Here is a 20136-nt window from a genome sequence, read left to right as displayed (position 1 = left end):
TCGCGCTCGACCCGGCCGGCTTCCTCTTCGGTCCTCCGACAGCCGGGACGACGGTGTGTCGTGTTTCCGGCTCAGCGTGTGAGCATATCGTCGCCGCCCGCGCACCCTCCGCCCCTTCCCGCAAGCGGATCACCGAGGTGGGCCTTGACCAGCACTTTTCCTCCGTCCTGGCGGGGTCCCCGGGCTTCCCTGAAGATCGCGTGCCCAATTCGGGCACGCTGGGCATTGACGTGCCCGACATGCCGGTCCTACGGTCGCCGGAACGTTCCGGCAAGCAGAGGCGGAGCCCTCCATGAGCCATCCCCAGCGCTTTCCCTCGGTCGACGAGGCCGATCTGGCGACCCTGCTCGCCGAACGGTTCGGTGTGCGCGGTGCGCTGAAGGATCTGGGCAGCCAGCAGGACCGCAACTACCGGGTCCGCACGGAGACGGGCGACTGCGTCCTCAAGATCGCCAACCCCGCCACGGATCCGGCCGTCCTGCACGCGCAGGGCACGGCGGTCGACCATCTGGCGGAGGCCCTCCCCGGGGTGCGGCTGCCCAGGGCCCGGGTCGGAGCGGACGGCGAGATCGTCCAGTGGCTCACCGTGGACGGGGTGGCCCTGGCATGCCGGCTGCTGGACTACGTACCCGGTGAACCGATCATGGACAGCCGCTATCTCGCCCCGCGGGTCGTCGCCCGGCTCGGCGGACTGGCCGGACGCATCGCCGTCGGGCTCGCGGATCTCGACGCGGTGGAGCCCGGCGAGGCGGGGCGCGACGCGGCGAAGTCCGTGGAGGCGGGGCGCGACGCGGGGGAGCGCGACCGGACCCGGCTGTGGGATCTGCGCAACGCGACCGCGGTGATCGAGGAACTCGCCCCGCGCCTGTCCGACCAGGTGCGCGCCCAGCGGGTCCTGCGTGCCGCTCGCGCCGCGTACGCGCTGGTGGAGCCGTACGCCGACGTGTTGCCGGTGCAGCTGATCCACGGCGACGTGACCGACAACAACGTGGTCTGCGAGACGACCGCCGACGGCCGCCCCGACCCCGTCGGGGTGATCGACTTCGGGGACCTGGGCCCCGGCTGGACGGTGGCGGAACTCGCGGTCGCCTGTACCTCCGTACTGCACCACCACGGGACGGGACCGGCGTCGGTGCTGCCCGCCGTGCGGGCGTTCCACGCGGTCAGGCCGCTCTCGGACGACGAGGTGGCCGTGCTGTGGCCGCTGATCGTCCTGCGGTCGGCCGTCATGGTGGTCAGCGGGCAGTACGACACACTCCTCGACCCGGACAACCGTTACGCCTCGGCCGCGCTCGACCGGGAGTGGGCCATGTTCGAGGCCGCGGTGTCCGTCCCGGCGGAGGTCATGGCGGGCCAACTGCGGTACGCGCTCGGCCGTCCGCCGGCGCGGGCCGCGGCCGTGACCGGAGGCCGGCTGCTGCCCGGGCTGCCGGACGACGTGCACGTCCTCGATCTGTCGGTGCTGAGCGACGACCTGCACACCGGCCGCTGGCTGGAGCCCGAGGCCGAACCCGCGCTGGCCGTGCACGCGTTGGCGGCAGGACGGGCCGCGGCGATGACCCGGCACGGGGAGTTCCGGCTGACGCGTGCGCACGCCGCCGACGGCACCTGCGCGCTCGGGGTGGACCTGTACGTCGCCGGTCCGCTGGAGGTGCGGGCGCCCTGGTCCGGAACGGTCACCCGGCACACGGACGGCGGGCTGACCCTCAGGGCCCTCGGCGAGGACAGGCCGGACCTGATCCTGGACGGCGTCGACCACGCGAGTGCCACCGGTCCGGTCTCGGCAGGCCAGAGCCTCGGCACGGTGACCGGCCGAAACGGCGTGCATGTGCTGGGCGTTCAGCTGTCCCGACTGGCGGGTGGCCGCGCGCCCCGGTTCGCCGGTGCCGAACTCGCCGCAGGATGGCTGGAGCTGTGCCCGGACCCGACCGTGCTGCTGACCGGCCGGGATCTCGATCAGCACCCCGGTGAGCCCCAGGACCCGGTCGCAGACGGGGAGTTGCTGGACCGGCGCAACCGCTCCTTCGCCACCGTCCAGGAGCACTACTTCGACGCCCCGCCCCGCATCGAACGCGGCTGGCGGCACCACCTGGTCGACACCCATGGCCGCCGTTACCTCGACATGCTCAACAACGTGACCATCCTCGGTCACGGCCACCCCGCCCTGAGCGACGCCGTGCACCGGCAGTGGCGGCGACTGAACACCAACTCCCGCTTCCACTACGCCTCGGTGGTGGAACTGTCCGAGCGCATCACGGAGTTGCTGCCCGACGGACTGGACACCGTCTTCCTGGTGAACAGCGGCTCCGAGGCCGTCGACCTCGCGCTGCGCCTGGCGTGGGCGACCACCGGGCGGCAGGACGTCGTCGCCGTCGAGGAGGCCTACCACGGCTGGACCTACGCGAGCGACGCGGTCTCGACCTCCGTCGCGGACAACCCCAACGCCCTGTCCTCCAGGCCGCCTTGGGTGCACGCCGTCGCCGCTCCCAACTCCTACCGGGGCAGCCACCGGGGTGCGCAAGCATGGCGGTACGGTCCCGAGGCCGCCGCCCGGATCACCGAACTCGCCGGGCGGGGGACCCCGCCCGCCGCCTTCGTCTGCGAGCCGTACTACGGCAACGCCGGCGGCATGGCCCTCCCCGACGGCTATCTGGCACAGGTCTACGAGGCCACCCGTGCCGCCGGAGGACTGTGCGTCGCCGACGAGGTGCAGGTCGGCTACGGCCGGCTCGGCACGCACTTCTGGGGGTTCGAGCAGCAGGGCGTGGTGCCGGACATCGTGACCGTGGCCAAGGCGATGGGCAACGGACACCCGCTGGGCGCGGTGATCACCCGCCGTGAGATCGCCGACGCCTACCGCACGCAGGGCTACTTCTTCTCCTCCTCCGGCGGCAGCCCCGTCAGTTCCGTGGTCGGCCTGGCCGTCCTCGACGCCCTGCGCGACGAGGGTCTCCAGGCCAACGCCCTCGAGATCGGCGGCTACCTGAAGGGGCGGCTCGTCGAACTCGCCGGCCGACACCCGCTGATCGGCGCGGTGCACGGCTCGGGCCTGTATCTGGGCGTGGAGTTCGTGCGGGACCGTACGACCCTGGAGCCCGCCACCGAGGAGACGGCGGCTGTCTGCGAGCGGCTGCGCGAACTCGGCGTGATCATGCAGCCGACCTCCGACCGGCAGTGCGTGCTGAAGATCAAGCCGCCGCTGTGCCTGACCCGTCCCGGTGCGGACGTGTTCGTCGAGGCCCTCGACGACGTACTGACGTACGGATGGTGACCCGCGATGTCGTCCAGGATTCCGACCGTGCCGCCCGGACCCGGCAACCCGCCCACCATCGCCGATGTGGCGCGGGAGGCGGCGGTCTCCAAGACCACGGCGTCGGACGCCCTGCGCGGACACGGCCGGGTGTCGGGCCCGACGCGCCGGGTGGTGCTGGAGGCGGCCGAGCGGCTGGGGTACGCGCCCAACCGCAGCGCCCGCAGCCTGCGCACCTCGGTGACCGACACGATCGCCCTGCACATCCCGGAGTTCCTGACCAGCGCCGAGTACTACATGTCGTTCGTGTTCGGCGTCGCCGAACAGGCCTCGCGTGCCGGCCTGAACGTCACCCTGCTGTCCTCCGGGCACCTGCCGCACCGCGGCGCGGTCCCGCAGGTGGACGGGATCGTGCTGTGCGACCCGGTGGCCGAGGACCCGGTGGTCGACCAGTTGATGAACAGCGGGCTGCCGGTCGTCACGGCCGAGCGGTACGTCGGGGACCGGCAGCCGACCGGGGTGATCTGGTCAGACCACGAGACCTCGATGACCGGACTCCTGGACCACTTGTACGAAGCCGGCGCCCGGCGGCCCGCGTTCATCGCCTCCGACACCACCTCCGACTGGGCCACCACGCTGCAGCGGACCCACGCCCACTGGTGCGCCGAGCGCGGCGTTCCGCACCTCGTCCGCAAGGCACCGTTCGGTTCCACGCCCGACGTGCTGCAGGGCGCGGTCCGGGACATGCTCGCCGGAACACCGGAGATCGACGCGATCGTGTGCGCCGCGGACGGTGCCGCCGCCGCGGTACTGCCCGAACTGCGCGCCGCCGGACGCACGGTGGGTCACGACCTCCTCCTCGCCTCCTGCGTGGACAGCTCCTCCATGCGGACGGCGGAACCACCGATCACCGCGGTCGACCTCCGGCCGCGGGCCATGGGCGCCGAATGCGCCCGGCTGCTCCGCGAGATCCTGTCGGGTGAGACGCCGCGGGGTACCGTGCGCGCTCTTCCCATCGAGATGAACGTTCGGGCTTCCACCCGCCCCTAGGCATATTCTGATCACGTTTCCCGAACTCCCCGCGGGTGTTGGGGAATTGCCCGTGGCTCAGCTGTCGTCGTAGGGCGCTCCGGGACCGGACTCCTCCGGACCCACGCGCCCGTCGCGGTCCCGCCACAGTCACTGCGCGCCGTGGGCACCGCATACGCCGACAGCCGGCTGAGGGACCCGGAGCTGGCTCCGGCCACCATCGCCCGGGCGCTGAACGTCTCCGTCCGCACCCTCCGTCGCCAGCCTCAACCGGCCGGGGTCAGGCCACCAGCGTCCGGTCGTCCCGGCCTTCGTCCAGGTCCGGGCGCCCTTCCGGCGTGTTCGGCCGCTCTCCGGTCAGCAGACGGTCCGCTGTCGCGAGGGCGTCCTTGATCTCGTCCGTCCCGGTGATGACGCAGAGCGTGTACGCCGTGTCCTGGAGGGCGCGCCGATTCGCGGAGGTGTCGGCTTCGAGCATCCGGGCACATGCCTCCGCGTAGCGGGACAGCTGCGCACGCAGAACCTGGGGGCGGGGGGTGATCATGCGCGGAGGCTCCTTGTTCTAAAGTTTTTCGAGTAACTGACTCCCCGGGTGTCCCATAACGCACATCTCATGCATGATGCGGCGGTCTCAGGACGGATGCCGTTCCTGCTCGGTGCGAGTGAACGCGGTCACGGAACCTGCGGAGCAGGGCCGCCGACCGTTCGGGCGGCCGCGGCGGCGCGCAGCTTCTCCACAAGCGCCGTCTGGCGGTCCGCGCGGTCCGTCAGGAAGTCGAGGTGCTCGGTGTAGAGGCGCCCATCGGTCTCGGCCCGTGCCCGCAGAGTGCGCCAGCATGCCGCCTTGGCGGTCACGCCGACGAGCATCGCCTCCAGCTCCAGCACGTCGCTCATGGGGGACCGGGAGAAGAAGTGGCCGTTCGGCTTCAGGCGACCGGCCAGCTCGGAGAGCCGGCCGAGGACGACCTTCGGACGGTCGGTGGAGATCTCCAGATCGTCCATGATCCGTAGCAGGGACTGGCGGTCCTGTTCGACCTGCCGGGCCAGCTCGGCCAGTGCCGGTTCTGCCTTCTGGGCCTGGGCGGCCCGGCTTGCCAGCTGGGCGCCGCCGGTCGCTCCCGCCAGGTGGTCGTTGAGGTAGACGGCCAGCAGCTCCTCCCCGGACGGGGTCTGCTCGGCCTCTTCGTCGGCGGTGTCGGCCGCGCCCGTCCCGGCTCCCTCGTGGGCGGCGTCGGCCGTGCCCATCTCGCGCCGGACGGAGTCGCCCAGTTCCGCCCAGCTCGCCTCGAACTTGGCCAACCCCTCGCGCTCCAGGGTGTCGGTGACGTCCGCGAAGTCCACGCCGATACGCGCCAGCGCCGCGAAGTGCTCCCGCGCGGCCGCGTAGTCGTCGGCCGCCGGCGAGTGAAGGGCGAGCGCGCCGTGGTCGGCGTACGCGGCCAGAGTGCTGCCGGGCATGGTGTTCACGGTGCCGGCGATGGCCAGCTCACTGACGTACATCGTGTCGGGATAGGCGGGGTCCTTGACTCCGGTGGACGCCCACAGCGGGCGCTGCGACCGGGCGCCGGCCGCGGCCAGACGCCGGCGGGACGGCTCCGCGGCAACCATCTCGTAGGCCTGGTGCGCGAGGCGGGCGTTGGCGACCGCGGCCCGGCCCCTGAGCGTGGCGGCTTCGGGCGTGCCGATGGCGTCGAGGCGGCGGTCCACCTCGGTGTCCACCCGTGACACGAAGAACGAGGCGACCGAGTGGATGCCCGTCAGATCGTGTCCGGCCTGGCGGGCCCGCTCCAGGCCGGCCGTGTAGGCGTCCATCACCGCGCGGTAGCGCTCCAGGGAGAAGATCAGCGTGACGTTGACGCTGATCCCGCGCGCCACGACCTCCGTGATGGCCGTGAGCCCCTCGAGGGTGGCCGGGATCTTGATGAAGAGGTTGGGCTCCGCGACCGCCTCCCACAGTTTCACCGCCTGTTCGACGGTGGCGTCGGTGTCCTTCGCCAGCCGTGGGTCGACCTCGATCGACACCCGCCCGTCCACTCCGCCGGTCCTCTCGTGGATCGGTGCGAAGACGCGGCAGGCGGTTCGCACGTCGTCGGTGGTGAGGGCGAAGACGGCGTCGTCGACGTCGGCGCCCGTGCTGCCCAGGGTGCGGAGCTGCTCGGTGTAACGGTCCCCACGGGACAGCGCGGAGGCGAAGATCGTGGGATTCGTCGTGACCCCCACGACATGCCGTTCGGCGATCAGCTTCTCCAGCTCACCGCCGGACAGCAGCTCGCGGGACAGGTCGTCGAGCCAGATCGAGACCCCGGCGGCGGACAGATGGGCGAGCGGGTCGGACCCGGTGGAAAAGGGCTGGGACATGCGGGATCTCCAAAAGGGGAAAGGCGGGTGGGGCGAGGATCCTCGCCCCACCCGCCCGGATGGCTGAGGTCATTCCTTGGCGCTGGGAACCCGGAGCGGGTCGTGGGGAGCGTCGGCCTTGGCGGCACTGAGTTCCTCGCCCAGTTCGCCCAGCCGGTTGCGGCCGAGGGCGGAACGGACCTGGGGGAACCACTCCTTCTCCTCCTCCTCGACGTGATGGCGCACGTTCTCCATGAGAACGGTCATCTTGGCGTCGAAACGCTCGTCCTTGGGGTCCAGACCGGCCAGCTCGGACAGCATCCACAGCACGACATGGTGCTCCTCGACGCTCTCCAGTACGTGATCGGTGGTGTCCGGCACAGCCGCGCGAGCCGCCGGGTAGAAGATCTTCTCCTCGATCCAGGTGTGGACCGTCAGCTCCTGGATCACCTTGTCGGCGATCTTCCGCTTCGTCTTGTAGGCCTGGTCGCCGGCTTTCTCGAATTCCTTGAACAGCTTCTCGACCGTCTGGTGGTCGTCCTTCAGAAGCACAATCGCATCCATAGGTCCTCCTTCTTTTCCCTCCCGCGCGTTTCCGGATCGCGGGGGTGTTTCCGTTGGCGGAATACCGAAGGACGTTCGGCTCCCGCGGTCCGGTTACCCCGCCCGGCGCGGTCGACCCGCCCGGCGCGCACCTTTTGTCACGGGCCGGTACGTGGTTTTGCAGTCGTGCCGAGGGGCACCCGACGCGGCTCGCTTCGCCTACTGCCGGGCCAGTGGGAAGCGGGCCCGCAGGCCTGCCGGTGCGAGTCGGCCGACGAACTCCAGTGCCACCGACGAGGCGTTCGGCGACCAGATGGTGAAGCGTTGTGCCAACCGAGAGGTGACGAGCGTGAGCTGGCGCATGGCCAGTGCCGAACCCAGGCAGACCCGTGGTCCGGCACCGAACGGAAGGCAGGCCGGACCCGGCACCGTCCGACCGTCCGACCACCGGGTGGGGTCGAACTCGTCCGGCCGCTGCCACCAGCGGGGATCCCGCTGGATCAGGTAGGCGTTGAGCAGTACGTCGTCACCAGGGTCGAGCGACCACTCGCCCAGGCTGGTTGCCGTGCCGGCGGTGCGGGTCATCAGCCAAGCGGGCGGATACAGCCGCAGTGTTTCCCGGGCCACGGCCTCGGCGAGGGGAAGCTGCGCCGCGGACAAGGAGGCGCCGTCGCTCACCGACCCGTTCGCCTCGTCGCGAAGGCTGTCGACGAGCCGGGGCCGGCGGGCCAGTTCCCACACGATGGAGGTGAGCGCGGCGGCGGGTACGCCGTGGCCGCCCATGAGGATGCTGTGCAGCGTGGACGCCACGGTGTCGTCGGGCATGGCCGGATCGGCGTCGATCAGAAAGCCGAGCAGGTCGTCGTGGGGCGCGCGGGCACCGGACGCGCGCCGCTGTCGCACGATCCCGGTCATCGTGTCGCTCAGGCGCCCGGCGGTGCGGAAGAAGCGGCGGTGACGGGGGAGCGGCAGCCATGCGGGGAACTCGTACGACGACTCGGTGAAGGGCTGGGTGGCGAGGGTGGTCTCGTGGAGCGGTCCCGCGACGGCGGCGGAGTCCGCGCCGAAGCAGTACTCGGTGATCGCTCGGGCCGTGAACGCCCGCATCGTGGTGAGCACGTCGACCTCACGGTCGGCGCCGGCGGCCAGCACCGCGTCGAGGATCTCCACGGTCCGACGGTCGGTCCCGGCCGCCGCCGAGCGATTGAGCCCCGGCCACACGGCACGGCGTGCGGACATCCAGGAGGCGGCCTGTGCGGCGGCCTGATCGAGATCCCGGCGCATGTCGAACGGAGCGAGCTCGGTCACGAACCCGTGGCCGGTGCGGGCGAGTGCCTCGTGGGTGAGGTCCGGGTCGAGCACGAACACGGTCTGTTCGTCGAAGGAGAAGACGTCGCCGTACTCGCGGTGGCAGCGGCGCAGGAATCCGATCCGGTCGGCCTCGTACTCACGGGTGTTGCCCGTGAGCCAGTGCCCGCGCGGGCCCGGCGGGCGGCTGGGACTTTCGCGACGTGCCCGTGCCATCCGGCCTCCCAAGAGATCGCAGGACCCCTCGCACGGGATCCTGCGATCGGCGTTTCCACTGTGTCCGGTGGATGTGCCCCTGAGGAGAGCGGGGCCGCGGGGCCGGGCTATCGAAGCTGGTAAGGCCAGTACGGGTAGCGCCCGCTGACCCGCTTCCTGCCCACCAGACGAACCATCAGGCGTCGTGTCCGTTTCATGAACACCTCACTGCCATCCAGGCGAATAGTTGTCCGATGGTGCCACGGGCTCCCGCACCGGGCAATAAGGCGGGCGCCCGAGCGGCCATGTGCCGAAGACAAGGTGAAGTCGCCCCGCTGCAAAGAGGCATGACGGTTCGTCAGTGGTGCTCTTCGCGGTCGCGGCGGGTCGGCCCGCGCTGTACATGGACCAGGGCGCCGTTCGGGGGAGTGGCTCCACGCGCCCGGTGGCGCGGCTCTCTCCGCTGCCCGCCGCCGATTCAGACCGTGTGCGGTCGCGGGCGCCCCGGAGTGGCACGGGCCGGGCCCTCGTCCTCTTCGCACAGCCGGGCGAGCCGGGCCAGCATCGCCCGGCCGCGCACGAGCTGAGCCATGTCCACGAGACGGTTGTGCAGGATGCCCCCCGCACCGCGCAACGGGTGTTCGTCGAGGATGAGCAAGGTCTGCTCGCCCCAGGGCCGCAGTTCCATCGCGATCCTCGCGGTCCCCAGTGGCCCGCTGTCCGCCTCCAGTTCGAGGACGGTGGGCGGTTCGCTGCGGCGTACGACGGTCCTGTTGCGCAGGGTGAGAGGGCCGAGCCTGATCTCGTAGCGGAGGGATGCCCCCAGCTCGGGCCACCGCCCCTTGGCCTCATCGGCCCGTGAGGTACCGACGACCCAGTCCCCGTACCGTTCGGCATCGGAAAGGATCTTCCACACGTCCTCGGGAGATTTCTTGATCAGACGGTGCTGTACGGCCATGTGTTCCTCCGCCGTTCGAAGTGCCCCGGCCCGCACGAAGGGGCTGAATTTCCTGGCACGGGAAAGCAGCCGGAGCAAGTGGCGGTGGAGGCGCAAGGTTCCCTGCGGAACGCCGCTCGCTCCGGCCGTACGGGTACGAGTGCCCCGCAAACGGGCCCTCATCGCTCGGATACGGAATCCGTGGTCGGGTGTGTGCCGTCGGCATGGCGAAGGCCCCGCCGACCAGGTCGGCGAGGCCTTCGGAGCGGAGTGCTGTCTTTACCAGCGGTACCAGCGGCCCTTGCGGCCACCGTGCCCGGCGGGCCGGACCACGAAGCCCAGCGCCCAGACCACCAGAACGATGACGGCGATCCACCACAGCGCCTTGAGGGCGAAACCGGCGCCGAAAAGAATCAGCGCGAGAAGAAGAACAACAAGCAGGGGAACCATGTTTATCAACCTCCGCCCACTCGTGTGCCCTGCACAGAGATGATCACGCACCGAGAATCGAATGCATGCTTTATCGATTCCCGGGAAATGGCCCGTGCTACAGAAAACGGCGGATGGGCAGGACGGCGACCTCTCGGGCCCGCTGGAGCACGGAGCGACGCTTCCAGCGTCCTTCCTTGATCAGCGTGGCGGACTCTGCGTCCTCGTCGAAATGGCCGTCGAGGGTCGCCGTGAACTCCTGGTCCAGGACGGCCAGCATGATCTCCTCGTCGTGGTCGAGGGAGCGGCGGTTGAAGTTGGACGAGCCGATCAGGGCCGCGACGCCGTCGACGGTGATGATCTTGGCGTGCAGCATCGTCGGCTGGTACTGGAGGATCTTCACGCCGGCGGCGATGAGAGCCTCGTAGTGGTGCTGGCCGGCCAACTGGCAGACCCGCTTGTCGGTGTGCGGGCCGGGCAGCAGGATCTCCACCTCGACGCCCCGCCGGGCGGTCGCGCACAGCAGGTCGATGAAGTAGATGTCGGGGGAGAAGTAGGCGGTGGCCAGCCGGAAGCGGTCCTCGGCCGATTCCAGCATGACGCGGAGCAGGGTCTGCATGTCCTGCCAGCCGAAGCTGGCCGACCCGCGCACCACCTGCACCACCGCGTCCCCCTGCGGGCGGTGGGAGATGAACCGGTCGCGGTCGTCGAAGAGTTCGTCGTGACACTCGGCCCAGTTCTGCGCGAACGCGGCGGCGACGCCGTCCACGGCCGGCCCACGGACCTCGACGTGGGTGTCGCGCCACTCGTGCTCGTTACGGGCGTCGCCGCACCACTCCTGGGCGATGCCCACCCCACCGGTGAAAGCCGCCTGCTCGTCCACCACGAGGACCTTGCGGTGGCAACGGTGGTTCTGCTTGAGCGGGGAGAGGGCCAAGGGCCTGCGGAACCAGGCCACTTGGACTCCGGCCCGCTCCATCTCCGCCAGCAGCTCCTTCTCGATCAGCCGGCTGCCGAACCCGTCGAGCAGCAACCGCACCCGCACCCCCGCGCGGGCCCGGTCGGCCAGTGCCTGCGCGAACTCGCGGGCGATGTCCCCCTTCCAGTACACGAAGGTCATCATGTCCACGGTGTGCTCGGCGGAGCGGATGCGGGCCAGCATCGCCGGGAAGATCTCATCACCGTTGCGCAAGACGGTGAGTGCGTTGCCCTCGGTCGCGGCGATGCCGATCAGGCGCTCCAGCCGACGGCGTATCCGCGTGGCGCGTTCCTGGCTCTCCTCCGCTGCCGACGGATCGGTGGCGGAGGACTTCAGCTCAGGTCGGTCCGGCGTAGTGGTCATGGCATCACCAGGCCGGCGCGCACAGGGGACATGGAGCCGCGCTGCCCGGTCCGGCGCGGGGCGCAGCCAACAGACTGTACGTCCCGGGCCGCGGTCCAAGAGGCGCGGGCTGTGTTCCCTGTCCTTCCCGCCCGTCTCGTGCCCGTGATCGCGCCCAAGGACGGGCAGCTCCTTCGGCCCGCCCACTCAGCCGAGGGCGAGGACGGCCTTGGCGTTCCCGACCGCGACGCGACAGTGGCTCGCGAGCCGGCGGCCCACCAGTGGTACGAAGCGGCCGCAGTTCCTCCGACACGGCCTCGATGTCGGGATAACGCACCGAGGACCTGGGGCCGGAAGGCCGGCAGCAACGAAGTGGTGGTGCGCATCGCGCCAGGCCAGATCATGTACGGACATGGAGAACCGCGGTTCCGGGCACGCCTCACGTTCCGACGGGCCTCTTTGCGGTCCGACAGGTGTCGTTACGGTCCGATGGGTCTCTTTCGATGGCGGTCGTACGATGGCTTGAGCGCATCGACGTCATCGCAAGGAGTCACCGTGGCCCGCCCCCGTACCGCCGTCCGGACAGTGGAGCACCCCGACCTGTCGGAGGTCTCGCTCAAGCAGTTCCTGGAGGCGCTGGTGGATCCGGTGCGGCGCATGGTGGTGGCCCAATTGGTTCGGGCCGGTGAGGACATGAGCTGCGGCACCTTCGACGCCCCGGTGTCGGCCTCGACGCTCACGCACCACTTCAACGTGCTGCGCGAGGCCGGCGTGGTCCGGCAGTACTACATCGGGACGTCGAAGATGAACACGCTGCGCACGGACGAGATGGAGGAGCGGTTCCCCGGCCTGCTGTCGGCGGTGATGGCCGCCTCCGCCGAGTGATTACTTCGATGGCCGTCAAGGTTTGACCGTCATCGAACCTTGGGGCAGGGTGAACATCGGCACCGGGCAGGCTCGGTGCGCTTCCCTCACTCCCGCCCCAGGACGGATGCGCCATGGCGAAACTCGTACAGTTCGACCGGCTCGGCGGCCCCGAGGTCCTGACCCTCCGCGACGTCGAAGCGGCCGCCCCCGGCGCTGGGGAGGTGCGGATCCGTGTCGACGCGATCGGCCTGAACCGGGCCGAGATCATGTTCCGCGAAGGTACCTACTTCGAGCAGCCGGTCTTCCCCGCCACACTCGGCTACGAGGCCGCGGGCGTGGTCGAGGCGGCCGGTGAGGGCGTGGACGGTTTCGCCGAGGGCGACCCGGTCGCGGTGGTCCCGTCGTTCCTTCAGAGCGAGTACGGCACCTACGGCGACCACGTCGTCGTTCCGGCCTCGGCCCTGGTGCCGCGCGCAGCGAACCTCGCCCCCGACCGGGCGGCGGCCGTGTGGATGGCCTACGTCACCGCCTACGGTCCCCTCGCCGAGAGCGGTCGCGTCCGTCCCGGTGACCACGTCCTGATCACGGCGGCCTCCAGCAGTGTCGGCCTGGCCGCCCTCCAGATCGCCCGTCACATCGGCGCGGTCCCGATCGCCACCACGCGCGGCGCGGACAAGAAGCAGCGTCTCCTGGACGCCGGCGCGGCCCATGTCGTGGTCACCGACGACGAGGACCTGCCCGCCCGGATCAAGGAGATCACCGACGGCGAGGGCGTCCGCCTGGCCTTCGACCCGATCGCCGGGCCCGGCGTCGAGACCATCGCCCAGGGCATCGCCCCCGGCGGTTTCCTGGTCGTCTACGGCACCCTCGACCGGCGCACCACCCCGCTGCCCAACGCGCACTCGTACCCGGCGCTGACCAGCAGCACGTACACCCTCTTCGAGATCACCAAGGACCCCGAGCGGCTGCGTCGCGCGGTCGCGTTCGTCAACGCCGGTCTCGCCTCGGGCTCCTTCACCCCGGTCGTGGACCGCACCTTCGACCTCACGGACATCGCCGAGGCCCACCGGTACATGGCGGCGGGCGGCCATGTCGGCAAGATCGTCGTCACCGTCACCCACGACGACACGACGGCGTGACCCGGACCGACCGTCAGGAGCGCGCCCGAACTGACCTGTTCGGGAGGTCGTAGGACAGGACCGAACCCGCTGTCACAGCGGCGCAGTCGTCGGCGTTCACGATGCTGCTCCACGACGTGCGCCGCGTCGCGGACGATCTGCGCGTCTGCGTCGGTGCGGGACTGGGCGGCAAGCTGACGGCGGCGGGCGTCACTCACAACTACGTCTCCCGCAGCGCGCAGGCGGCCCGCCGGCGACCTCCTGGGGGCACGCCATTCGTCCCGGCCCGGGAGCCGATGACCTGACGCCCCGTAGGAGTCGACCGACGCCTTCCGGAGGCAGGGGCCAGCCACAGGGCTGAGTCGGTGTTCTGGGTTTTCGGGGGTACCCGAGGCACGTCCGGCACGGTGTCTCGAAGAAGGAGTGTCATGGCAGGCGCGACGGAACGCATCAAGAAGTTCGCCGCGAGCCCTCAGGGGCGACGGCTGGCCGAACAGGCGCGTCGAGCCGCCGCCGACCCGCGTCGCCGGGCCCAAGTCCGGCGCCTGTTGGGAAAGTTCTTCGCCCGTCGCTGACCGCACTCGTCGCAACGAGGGAGGAACGCCGTGGAAGGCTCGTCGCTCCGGGCAGTGGGCTGGGCACGCACGCTGCCCTTGAACAGCGAAGTGAAGACAGCCCGTGACTGGGCACGGGCGCATCTGGAGGCGCGAGGGTGGGCCACCGCCGCGCCCCAGACGGTGGACGCGGTACTGCTCGCCGTGTCCGAGCTGGTGACCAATGCCCACAGGCACGCCCACAGCAGCGCCCAGCTCGTGATGATCTGTGACGACCAGTGCCTGCATGTCTCCGTGCACGACAAGTCCGGGGACCTGCCCGTTCCTCGGGAGGGCGACACGGAGAGCCTCGGCGGCCGCGGCATGCTCCTCGTGGACGCCGTGGCCGACACGTGGGAGGTGCATTCCTGTCCGCACGGGAAGTCGGTCAGCGCGTGTTTCCGCGTGCCCGACGCCACGACGCCCGATGGGGACGCGGCGGGGCCGTCACGGCACTGACAGATCTTGTTGCCGCGCGCCGTGCGGACGCCGCCTCTCAGCAGTCCGCTTCCTCCGGGCCAGTCGACCGGGGCGGTCGACTCCCGTCGGGCGGTCCGCGCGACGCGGAGAGGAGGGCGCGCAGCTGGTCCGCGTCCTGCGCCGTCAGATCGCGGAGGTGGAGAACGACCACGCCACGCAGGACCCGGAGATCGAGAAGGCACTCGACGTCCGAGCCTGGCTCCTGACACGGCGGCTCAGAAGTGAGGACGCCTGAGGTCTGGGCATCGGGAAGGGCGCCGAGAACCCGTGGCGGCCGTCCGGTTCTGGACGGCCGCCACGCGGGTTCCCGGTCACCGACGATCGGCGTGGCCCTCGGCCACCGACGATCGGCGCGGCTTTCAGTACTGCTCGGTCTCCACGAAGCCCGCGTCCGCGTCGCTGTCCGCACCGAGCGCGGCGGCGGTCGGGTCGAATCCGGGCGGGCTGTCCTTGAGACCCAGACCCAGTCCGGCGAGCTTCGCCTTGACCTCGTCGATGGACTTCGCACCGAAGTTGCGGATGTCCAGCAGGTCGGCCTCGGAACGAGCCACGAGTTCGCCCACGGAGTGGACGCCCTCGCGCTTGAGGCAGTTGTAGGAACGGACGGTGAGGTCGAGCTCCTCGATCGGCATGACCAGGTCGGCGGCAAGGGCGGCGTCCACCGGGGACGGGCCCATGTCGATGCCCTCGGCGTCGATGTTCAGCTCGCGGGCGAGACCGAACAGCTCCACCAGGGTCTTGCCGGCCGACGCCATGGCGTCACGGGGACGCATGGCCTGCTTGGTCTCGACGTCGACGATCAGCTTGTCGAAGTCGGTCCGCTGCTCGACACGCGTGGCCTCGACCTTGTATGTGACCTTCAGCACGGGGCTGTAGATGGAGTCGACCGGGATCCGGCCGATCTCCTGGCCCACCTGCTTGTTCTGTACGGCGGAGACGTAACCGCGGCCGCGCTCGACCGTGAGTTCCATCTCCAGCTTGCCCTTGCCGTTGAGCGTGGCCAGGACGAGGTCGGGGTTGTGCACCTCGACACCGGCCGGGGGCGCGATGTCGGCGGCGGTGACCAGACCCGGACCCTGCTTGCGCAGGTACATCACGACGGGCTCGTCGTGCTCCGAGGAGACGACCAGCTGCTTGATGTTGAGGATCAGGTCGGTGACGTCCTCCTTGACGCCCGGCACGGTGGTGAACTCGTGCAGGACACCGTCGATCCGGATGCTGGTGACAGCCGCACCGGGGATCGAGGAGAGGAGCGTACGACGCAGGGAGTTGCCGAGGGTGTAGCCGAAGCCCGGCTCCAGCGGCTCGATCACGAACCGGGAGCGGAACTCGTCGACGACCTCTTCTGTCAGGGACGGACGCTGAGCGATCAGCACGTGGTGTTGCCTCCAGTGGTTTGGCGCCCGCTATGTGACGCCGTAGACACCACGAAGGGTACGTGCGAAAGGGGTGCGTCGGCGTCCCACCGCCGAGGCGCGGCGTCAGGACGGTATCCTCGACCCCTTCCGGCACTCCACGAACACCTCAGTAGACGGACAGCCCGTAGGTGTTCAGCACCTCCTGGATCGGCTGGTAATACGTGGTCCCTCCCGTGGTGCAGTCCCCGGATCCTCCGGAGAGGATGCCGATGACCTTGTCGCCGGCGTAGAGCGGTCCGCCGCTGTCGCCCGGCTCGGCGCAGATATTCGTCCGGATCAGGCCGTGGACGACATCTCCGTTCCCGTAGTTGACGCTCGCGTTCAGCGCGGCGACCACGCCGCACCGGACACCGGTGGCCGCTCCCCGACGGCAGACGCTCTGGCCGGGGTACGCGGTCGCCGTCCCGGTGATGTCGACGGATCCGATGGTGCCGGGGTGGGGGACGGCCGGGTTGGTGTACCGGACGACACCGAAGTCGTCGCTGGGGAAGCTGGTGACGACGGTCGCCCCGATCGTGGTGGTCAGACCGGACGTGGCGTACCAGGTGGACACGCTCTCGGTGCAGTGACCGGCGGTGACGAAGTAGTACGTGGCGCCGCTCTGTACGTTGACCCCGGCCGAGCAGCGATAGGAGGTCGAGTAGATGCCGTCGCCGCCCGACAGGAGGGTGCGCAGCGAGCCGTCGAGCCGGTCGAGGGACACGGCACCCGCGAACGGCCGGGCTGCCCCGCGCAGTCTGACCAGGTCAGCGTCCGAGACCGTGGCGTCGGCGAGCACCCGCAGCTTCCCGGTGCCCGCGTCGACGGCCCAGGACGTTCCGGCGATCCCCAGGGACTCGACGGCAGAGGTCGCGCCGGTCACCGCGGCGGTGGACGGTACGGCGCCGACCGCCGGCGCCTCGGACGCGCCGGCGTCGGACATCGCGAGGGCGGTCACGACGAGCAGGCTCAACACCGAGGCGATCAGTCGTGAACGCCCGATGGTGGTACGGGGTGCTCTCATCAGCCGGTCTCCCCGAGGTCGGTGGACGCGCAGGAGCACGCCCGATGGATCAACGGGCGTGCTGCGCCTGCGTGCTGTGGTGCGGTCAGTGTGCCCAGCCACACCCGGCGGGGGTAGGCCGACTTCGGCCGAAGAGACCGGCGGAGAGGCCGGGGCTCGGACTCGGGACGGCTCCACTCGAACCGGCGGTCAGCGGACCCTCGGGCTGCCGTGCGCACGTGCGGTGAAGCGAACATGGGTGCGGAGGGTGTACGGGGGCATGGTGGCCTCCGTCCGGGCCGCGAGCGCGGTGAGCGCGGGCATGACGGCGGTCGGCGTGACGTCCGGCCGGAGCCACACGCGCATACGCACGTCGAGGTGCCTGTTCCGGGTGAGTACGCGGGTGCGGCAGGCGCCCACTCCGTCGATCGCCACGGCCTGCCAGGTCACGGCATCCTCGAGGGCCCGGGTCCGCAGCGCGCTGCCCGGCGTGGACAGGGGCACGAGCGGACGTGAGCCGTCGCGCAGTTGCCGGGCACACCACAGGGCGAACAGGACGGTCGCCGCGATCGAGGCCGCCATGACCGTGGGCGTCCACCAACCGTGCGTACGCAGCGCCGCGAGGTCCCCGGAGTCCAGGAACACGCCGTGCGGGGCGAGTTGGGGCCACCACGTCGGCAGGCGTGACGCCCACGCGGTGGAGGTGACCGCCAGGCCCGCGCCGCCGAGGAACAGGAGAAGGCCCACGAGGGCGAGGACAGTGCGGTTGAGAACCGTCCGTGCGCGCCGCATCAGAGGTTCGCTCCTTCCGGGACTCTCGGCAGGTCCGGGGCGCTGCCCGCGGTCCCGGTGGACAGCGGACGCCCCGCGGTCCCGGTCCGGTCCTCCGGCTCCGGATCCCAGGTGCCCTCGGGCCGGACCGAGACGCTCAATCGCGGTGTACGACCCAACTCGCAGCCGTCGAGGACCCTTTGGGCGGCGGCCGTCACCTCGTTCCGTGCGGCCGTCCGGTCCCCGAAGGCCAGAGCGGTCCGGACGACGACCCGGCGACGACGCACCCGAACCCTCACCCGGCCGATCCCCGCCGTCGCACCCACCGCGTCCCGGACAAGGGCTGCGATCGCGGAGCGGTCGACCGCCGCGCGCACGCGTGGTGCCGAGGCGATGGGGAGCAGGCCGCGCCGCCCCGGAGAGAGCGCCAGGACGACCATCAGCGCGCCGAGCACGGCGATCCCACCGGCGGCGACGGCTACGGCCGTATCGCCTGGACCGTGGTGCGACAGCCAGTGCACGGCGCCGGTGCGCCAGTCGGCGGCCGGGCGGTGCGCGGTGTGCACCAGGATCAGGTCGCACGCCAGGGCGCCGAAGGCCACGGCGATCACCAACGTGAGCAATGCCATCGGCAGTCGTCGCTGCGACCACCACCGCAGCGGGGTGCGGACAGCGGCCGACGCCTCGGGAAGCTCTTCCCGTCGCACGGTCGCGTCGATCGCCTTCGACGGCGACAGCGCGGTCACGCCGATCCGGGGCCGCGTGACGTCCAGTCCGGTCAACTGCCCGGTGCGGGAGGCGACATGGTCCTGGAGTCGGCGCACGGACTCGGGCAGGGCCCGCGGATAGGACACCGTCACGTCGAGGGCCACGTCGGCCCGGCGTCCGTGCACCGAGACGGCCCCCTTGGGTGCCGAGGCTCCCCGGTCCGGCAGCGCCTCGACGGCGGCGCGTTCGGCGATCCGGCGAACCGCCTTGTCCGACACGGTCGTTGTGCCGCGCCCTGCCGGCGTGGTCATCGACGGCTCCGCTCATAGGCGTCCCGCAGATCCTGGACGCGGCCCCCGCCGTCGAACCAGCGTCCCACCACCCACCCCAGCGCCCCCAGGGCGGCCACCAGCAGGAACGCCCCGAAGCCGCCGAAGAAGCCGGCGAAGGCCAGCGCCATTCCCGCGGCCATCCCCACGATCGATCTGTTCACTGTGTACTCCCTGTAGCGAGGCTGCCGGAGCCGGAGACGAGACGCATTCCTCACTCCACCCGGGAGTCCGACCCCGGCGCCTCACCGTCGTCCTCGGGCAGGTGGACGTCGTTGACGGTGACGTTGACCTCCACCACATCGAGGCCGGTGACGCGCTCCACCGCGGAGATGACGTTCTCCCGCACCTCGCGGGCGACGTCCGCGATCGGCACGCCGTACTCCACTACGAGGTCGAGATCGACGGCCGTCTGGCGTTCGCCGACCTCGACCTTGACGCCACGCCCCACGTTCGGCCGGCCACCGGGCACCCGGTCGCGTACGGCGCCGATGGTGCGCGACAGCCCGCCGCCCATGTCGTACACGCCCGGGATCTCCCGGGCCGCGATGCCCGCCACCTTCACGACGACGACGTCGGCGATCGACGTCCGGCCGCGGTCGGCGGCGGGTTGGTCGGCCCCGGTGACACCGCCGGACACGGCCGTCGTCTGCGGCTCCCTGCCCGTCCGGGGGATGGACACGTCCTTGGCGGCCGGTGCGGTCTGCGTGGTCATGGCACGTCCCTTCTGCTCTGCCTGGCTCAACAGTTGCTCTCACTCCGTCAGACCCGGCCCGGCGATGTCTGTGACGCGAAACCCGGAAGGAATTCCGGCGCCTCGTCAGCTGGTGGGCATCAGGACGGTGTCGATGATGTAGACGTTGGCGTTGGCGGTCTTGACGTTGCCGCAGACGACCTTGGCGGAGTCGTTGACGGTGTAGGACTCGCCGGAGCCGGCGGTGGTGAGCTTGGACTTCTCCAACGTGTCGAAGGAGCCCTTCGCCAGGTCGGCGGGGGCGAGCTTCTGGCCGACGACGTGGTAGGTGAGGATCTTCGTCAGCTGCGCCTTGTCGGCCAGGACCTTGTCCAGCGTCGCCTTCGGGATCTTCGCGAAGGCGTCGTTGGTCGGCGCGAACACGGTGATGTTCTCGGCGTTGTTGAGGGTGTCGACCAGGCCGGCCTTCTTGACCGCGGCGACCAGGGTGGACAGGGCCGGGTTATTGGAGGCGGCCGTGGCGACCGGGTCCTTGGCCATGCCGTCGAAGGAGCCCGCACCGCTCTTAGGGACGCCCGAACAGGCCGTACCGAAGGGCTGGTCGGACGTCGTCGCGCCGGCACCGGCCATGTCGTCGTCGGAGGAGGACGCGGGGGCCGACGCCTTGCTGGAGGTGTCGGACTTCGCTGAGTCGGAGTCGCTGTCGCTGTCGCCGCAGGCGCTGAGGGCGAACGGGAGGACGGCGGCTGCGGCGAGAACGACGGCGGTACGACGGATACGGGTGTTCATGACGTTTCTCCTGTTGATCGGGTGTTGATAGAGGGTTG

Annotated in this window: 21 protein-coding genes; 7 read left to right on the top strand and 14 right to left on the bottom strand. The window is 70.6% G+C overall.

The window, feature by feature from the left end; all coding sequences use genetic code 11:
- Positions 1 to 292: 292 nt before the first annotated feature.
- Together ACIP6U_RS35885 and ACIP6U_RS35880 are read left to right on the top strand one after the other, a co-directional pair.
- The gene (locus tag ACIP6U_RS35885; RefSeq protein WP_401726613.1) at positions 293 to 3271 is read left to right on the top strand and encodes an aminotransferase; all 2979 of its coding nucleotides are present in this window, start codon (positions 293 to 295) and stop codon (positions 3269 to 3271) included.
- Positions 3272 to 3277: 6 nt separating this feature from the next.
- Positions 3278 to 4300: a LacI family DNA-binding transcriptional regulator gene (locus ACIP6U_RS35880; RefSeq protein WP_401726612.1), complete on the top strand. Its 1023-nt coding sequence runs from the start codon at positions 3278 to 3280 to the stop codon at positions 4298 to 4300.
- A 259-nt stretch (positions 4301 to 4559) separates the two neighbouring features.
- On the opposite strand, the gene ACIP6U_RS35875 is transcribed toward ACIP6U_RS35880, so the two are convergent.
- The 7 genes from ACIP6U_RS35875 to ACIP6U_RS35845 all read right to left on the bottom strand — a co-directional run bounded on the left by ACIP6U_RS35875 (position 4560) and on the right by ACIP6U_RS35845 (position 11370).
- Complete coding sequence (locus ACIP6U_RS35875) at positions 4560 to 4823, bottom strand: DUF5133 domain-containing protein (protein ID WP_401726610.1); 264 nt, start codon at positions 4821 to 4823, stop codon at positions 4560 to 4562.
- Between the two features lie 128 nt (positions 4824 to 4951).
- Positions 4952 to 6637: a transaldolase gene (gene tal / locus ACIP6U_RS35870; RefSeq protein ID WP_401726608.1), complete on the bottom strand. Its 1686-nt coding sequence runs from the start codon at positions 6635 to 6637 to the stop codon at positions 4952 to 4954.
- 69 nt (positions 6638 to 6706) lie between these two features.
- Entirely contained in the window at positions 6707 to 7180 is a 474-nt protein-coding gene (locus ACIP6U_RS35865) for a hemerythrin domain-containing protein (protein WP_401726606.1), read from the bottom strand.
- Positions 7181 to 7378: 198 nt separating this feature from the next.
- On the bottom strand, positions 7379 to 8683 hold the full coding sequence (locus ACIP6U_RS35860) for a cytochrome P450 (RefSeq protein WP_401726605.1): 1305 nt from the start codon (positions 8681 to 8683) through the stop codon (positions 7379 to 7381).
- Positions 8684 to 9140: 457 nt separating this feature from the next.
- Positions 9141 to 9620 carry an SRPBCC domain-containing protein gene (locus ACIP6U_RS35855; RefSeq protein WP_401726603.1) on the bottom strand — a complete coding sequence of 160 codons (480 nt, stop codon included), beginning with the start codon at positions 9618 to 9620 and terminating at the stop codon, positions 9141 to 9143.
- A gap of 258 nt (positions 9621 to 9878) precedes the next feature.
- Positions 9879 to 10049, bottom strand: coding sequence for a hydrophobic protein (locus ACIP6U_RS35850; protein WP_401726601.1), 171 nt, complete (start codon positions 10047 to 10049; stop codon positions 9879 to 9881).
- Positions 10050 to 10146: 97 nt separating this feature from the next.
- A complete protein-coding gene (locus ACIP6U_RS35845; protein ID WP_401726599.1) occupies positions 10147 to 11370 on the bottom strand; it encodes a phosphatidylserine/phosphatidylglycerophosphate/cardiolipin synthase family protein in 1224 nt (407 codons plus the stop codon).
- Between the two features lie 534 nt (positions 11371 to 11904).
- Between ACIP6U_RS35845 and ACIP6U_RS35840 the strand changes: the two genes are divergently transcribed.
- The 5 genes from ACIP6U_RS35840 (at position 11905) to ACIP6U_RS35820 (ending at position 14386) form a co-directional block, all read left to right on the top strand.
- Entirely contained in the window at positions 11905 to 12234 is a 330-nt protein-coding gene (locus tag ACIP6U_RS35840; RefSeq protein WP_401726597.1) for an ArsR/SmtB family transcription factor, read from the top strand.
- A 113-nt stretch (positions 12235 to 12347) separates the two neighbouring features.
- Positions 12348 to 13355, top strand: a complete 1008-nt coding sequence (locus ACIP6U_RS35835; protein ID WP_401726596.1) for a zinc-dependent alcohol dehydrogenase family protein — start codon at positions 12348 to 12350, stop codon at positions 13353 to 13355.
- Positions 13356 to 13456: 101 nt separating this feature from the next.
- A complete protein-coding gene (locus tag ACIP6U_RS35830) occupies positions 13457 to 13639 on the top strand; it encodes a hypothetical protein (RefSeq protein ID WP_401726595.1) in 183 nt (60 codons plus the stop codon).
- A 123-nt stretch (positions 13640 to 13762) separates the two neighbouring features.
- A complete protein-coding gene (locus ACIP6U_RS35825; RefSeq protein ID WP_401726593.1) occupies positions 13763 to 13909 on the top strand; it encodes a hypothetical protein in 147 nt (48 codons plus the stop codon).
- Positions 13910 to 13939: 30 nt separating this feature from the next.
- Positions 13940 to 14386 carry an ATP-binding protein gene (locus tag ACIP6U_RS35820; protein WP_401726592.1) on the top strand — a complete coding sequence of 149 codons (447 nt, stop codon included), beginning with the start codon at positions 13940 to 13942 and terminating at the stop codon, positions 14384 to 14386.
- A gap of 380 nt (positions 14387 to 14766) precedes the next feature.
- Here the strand turns inward: ACIP6U_RS35820 and ACIP6U_RS35815 are convergent, their stop codons facing one another.
- From ACIP6U_RS35815 to ACIP6U_RS35785, 7 genes are all read right to left on the bottom strand, one after another.
- Positions 14767 to 15783: a DNA-directed RNA polymerase subunit alpha gene (locus tag ACIP6U_RS35815; RefSeq protein ID WP_401726590.1), complete on the bottom strand. Its 1017-nt coding sequence runs from the start codon at positions 15781 to 15783 to the stop codon at positions 14767 to 14769.
- Between the two features lie 148 nt (positions 15784 to 15931).
- Entirely contained in the window at positions 15932 to 16828 is an 897-nt protein-coding gene (locus tag ACIP6U_RS35810; RefSeq protein ID WP_401726588.1) for a S1 family peptidase, read from the bottom strand.
- 189 nt (positions 16829 to 17017) lie between these two features.
- Positions 17018 to 17599: a hypothetical protein gene (locus ACIP6U_RS35805; protein WP_401726586.1), complete on the bottom strand. Its 582-nt coding sequence runs from the start codon at positions 17597 to 17599 to the stop codon at positions 17018 to 17020.
- Positions 17599 to 18597 carry a DUF6286 domain-containing Asp23/Gls24 family envelope stress response protein gene (locus tag ACIP6U_RS35800; protein WP_401726584.1) on the bottom strand — a complete coding sequence of 333 codons (999 nt, stop codon included), beginning with the start codon at positions 18595 to 18597 and terminating at the stop codon, positions 17599 to 17601. The genes ACIP6U_RS35805 and ACIP6U_RS35800 overlap by 1 nt, the downstream gene beginning before the upstream one ends.
- The gene (locus tag ACIP6U_RS35795; RefSeq protein ID WP_401726766.1) at positions 18594 to 18779 is read right to left on the bottom strand and encodes a hypothetical protein; all 186 of its coding nucleotides are present in this window, start codon (positions 18777 to 18779) and stop codon (positions 18594 to 18596) included. The genes ACIP6U_RS35800 and ACIP6U_RS35795 overlap by 4 nt, the downstream gene beginning before the upstream one ends.
- Before the next feature lie 50 nt (positions 18780 to 18829).
- A complete protein-coding gene (locus ACIP6U_RS35790) occupies positions 18830 to 19330 on the bottom strand; it encodes an Asp23/Gls24 family envelope stress response protein (protein WP_401726582.1) in 501 nt (166 codons plus the stop codon).
- Positions 19331 to 19435: 105 nt separating this feature from the next.
- Entirely contained in the window at positions 19436 to 20098 is a 663-nt protein-coding gene (locus ACIP6U_RS35785; RefSeq protein ID WP_401726580.1) for a fasciclin domain-containing protein, read from the bottom strand.
- Positions 20099 to 20136 lie beyond the last annotated feature (38 nt).

The organism is Streptomyces sp. NPDC088794 (genome assembly GCF_044750545.1).
In the GTDB taxonomy this organism is placed as follows: Bacteria; Actinomycetota; Actinomycetes; order Streptomycetales; family Streptomycetaceae; genus Streptomyces.
The sequence above is the reverse complement of the archived record's forward strand: the minus strand, read 5'-3'. Positions and strand labels throughout refer to the sequence as shown.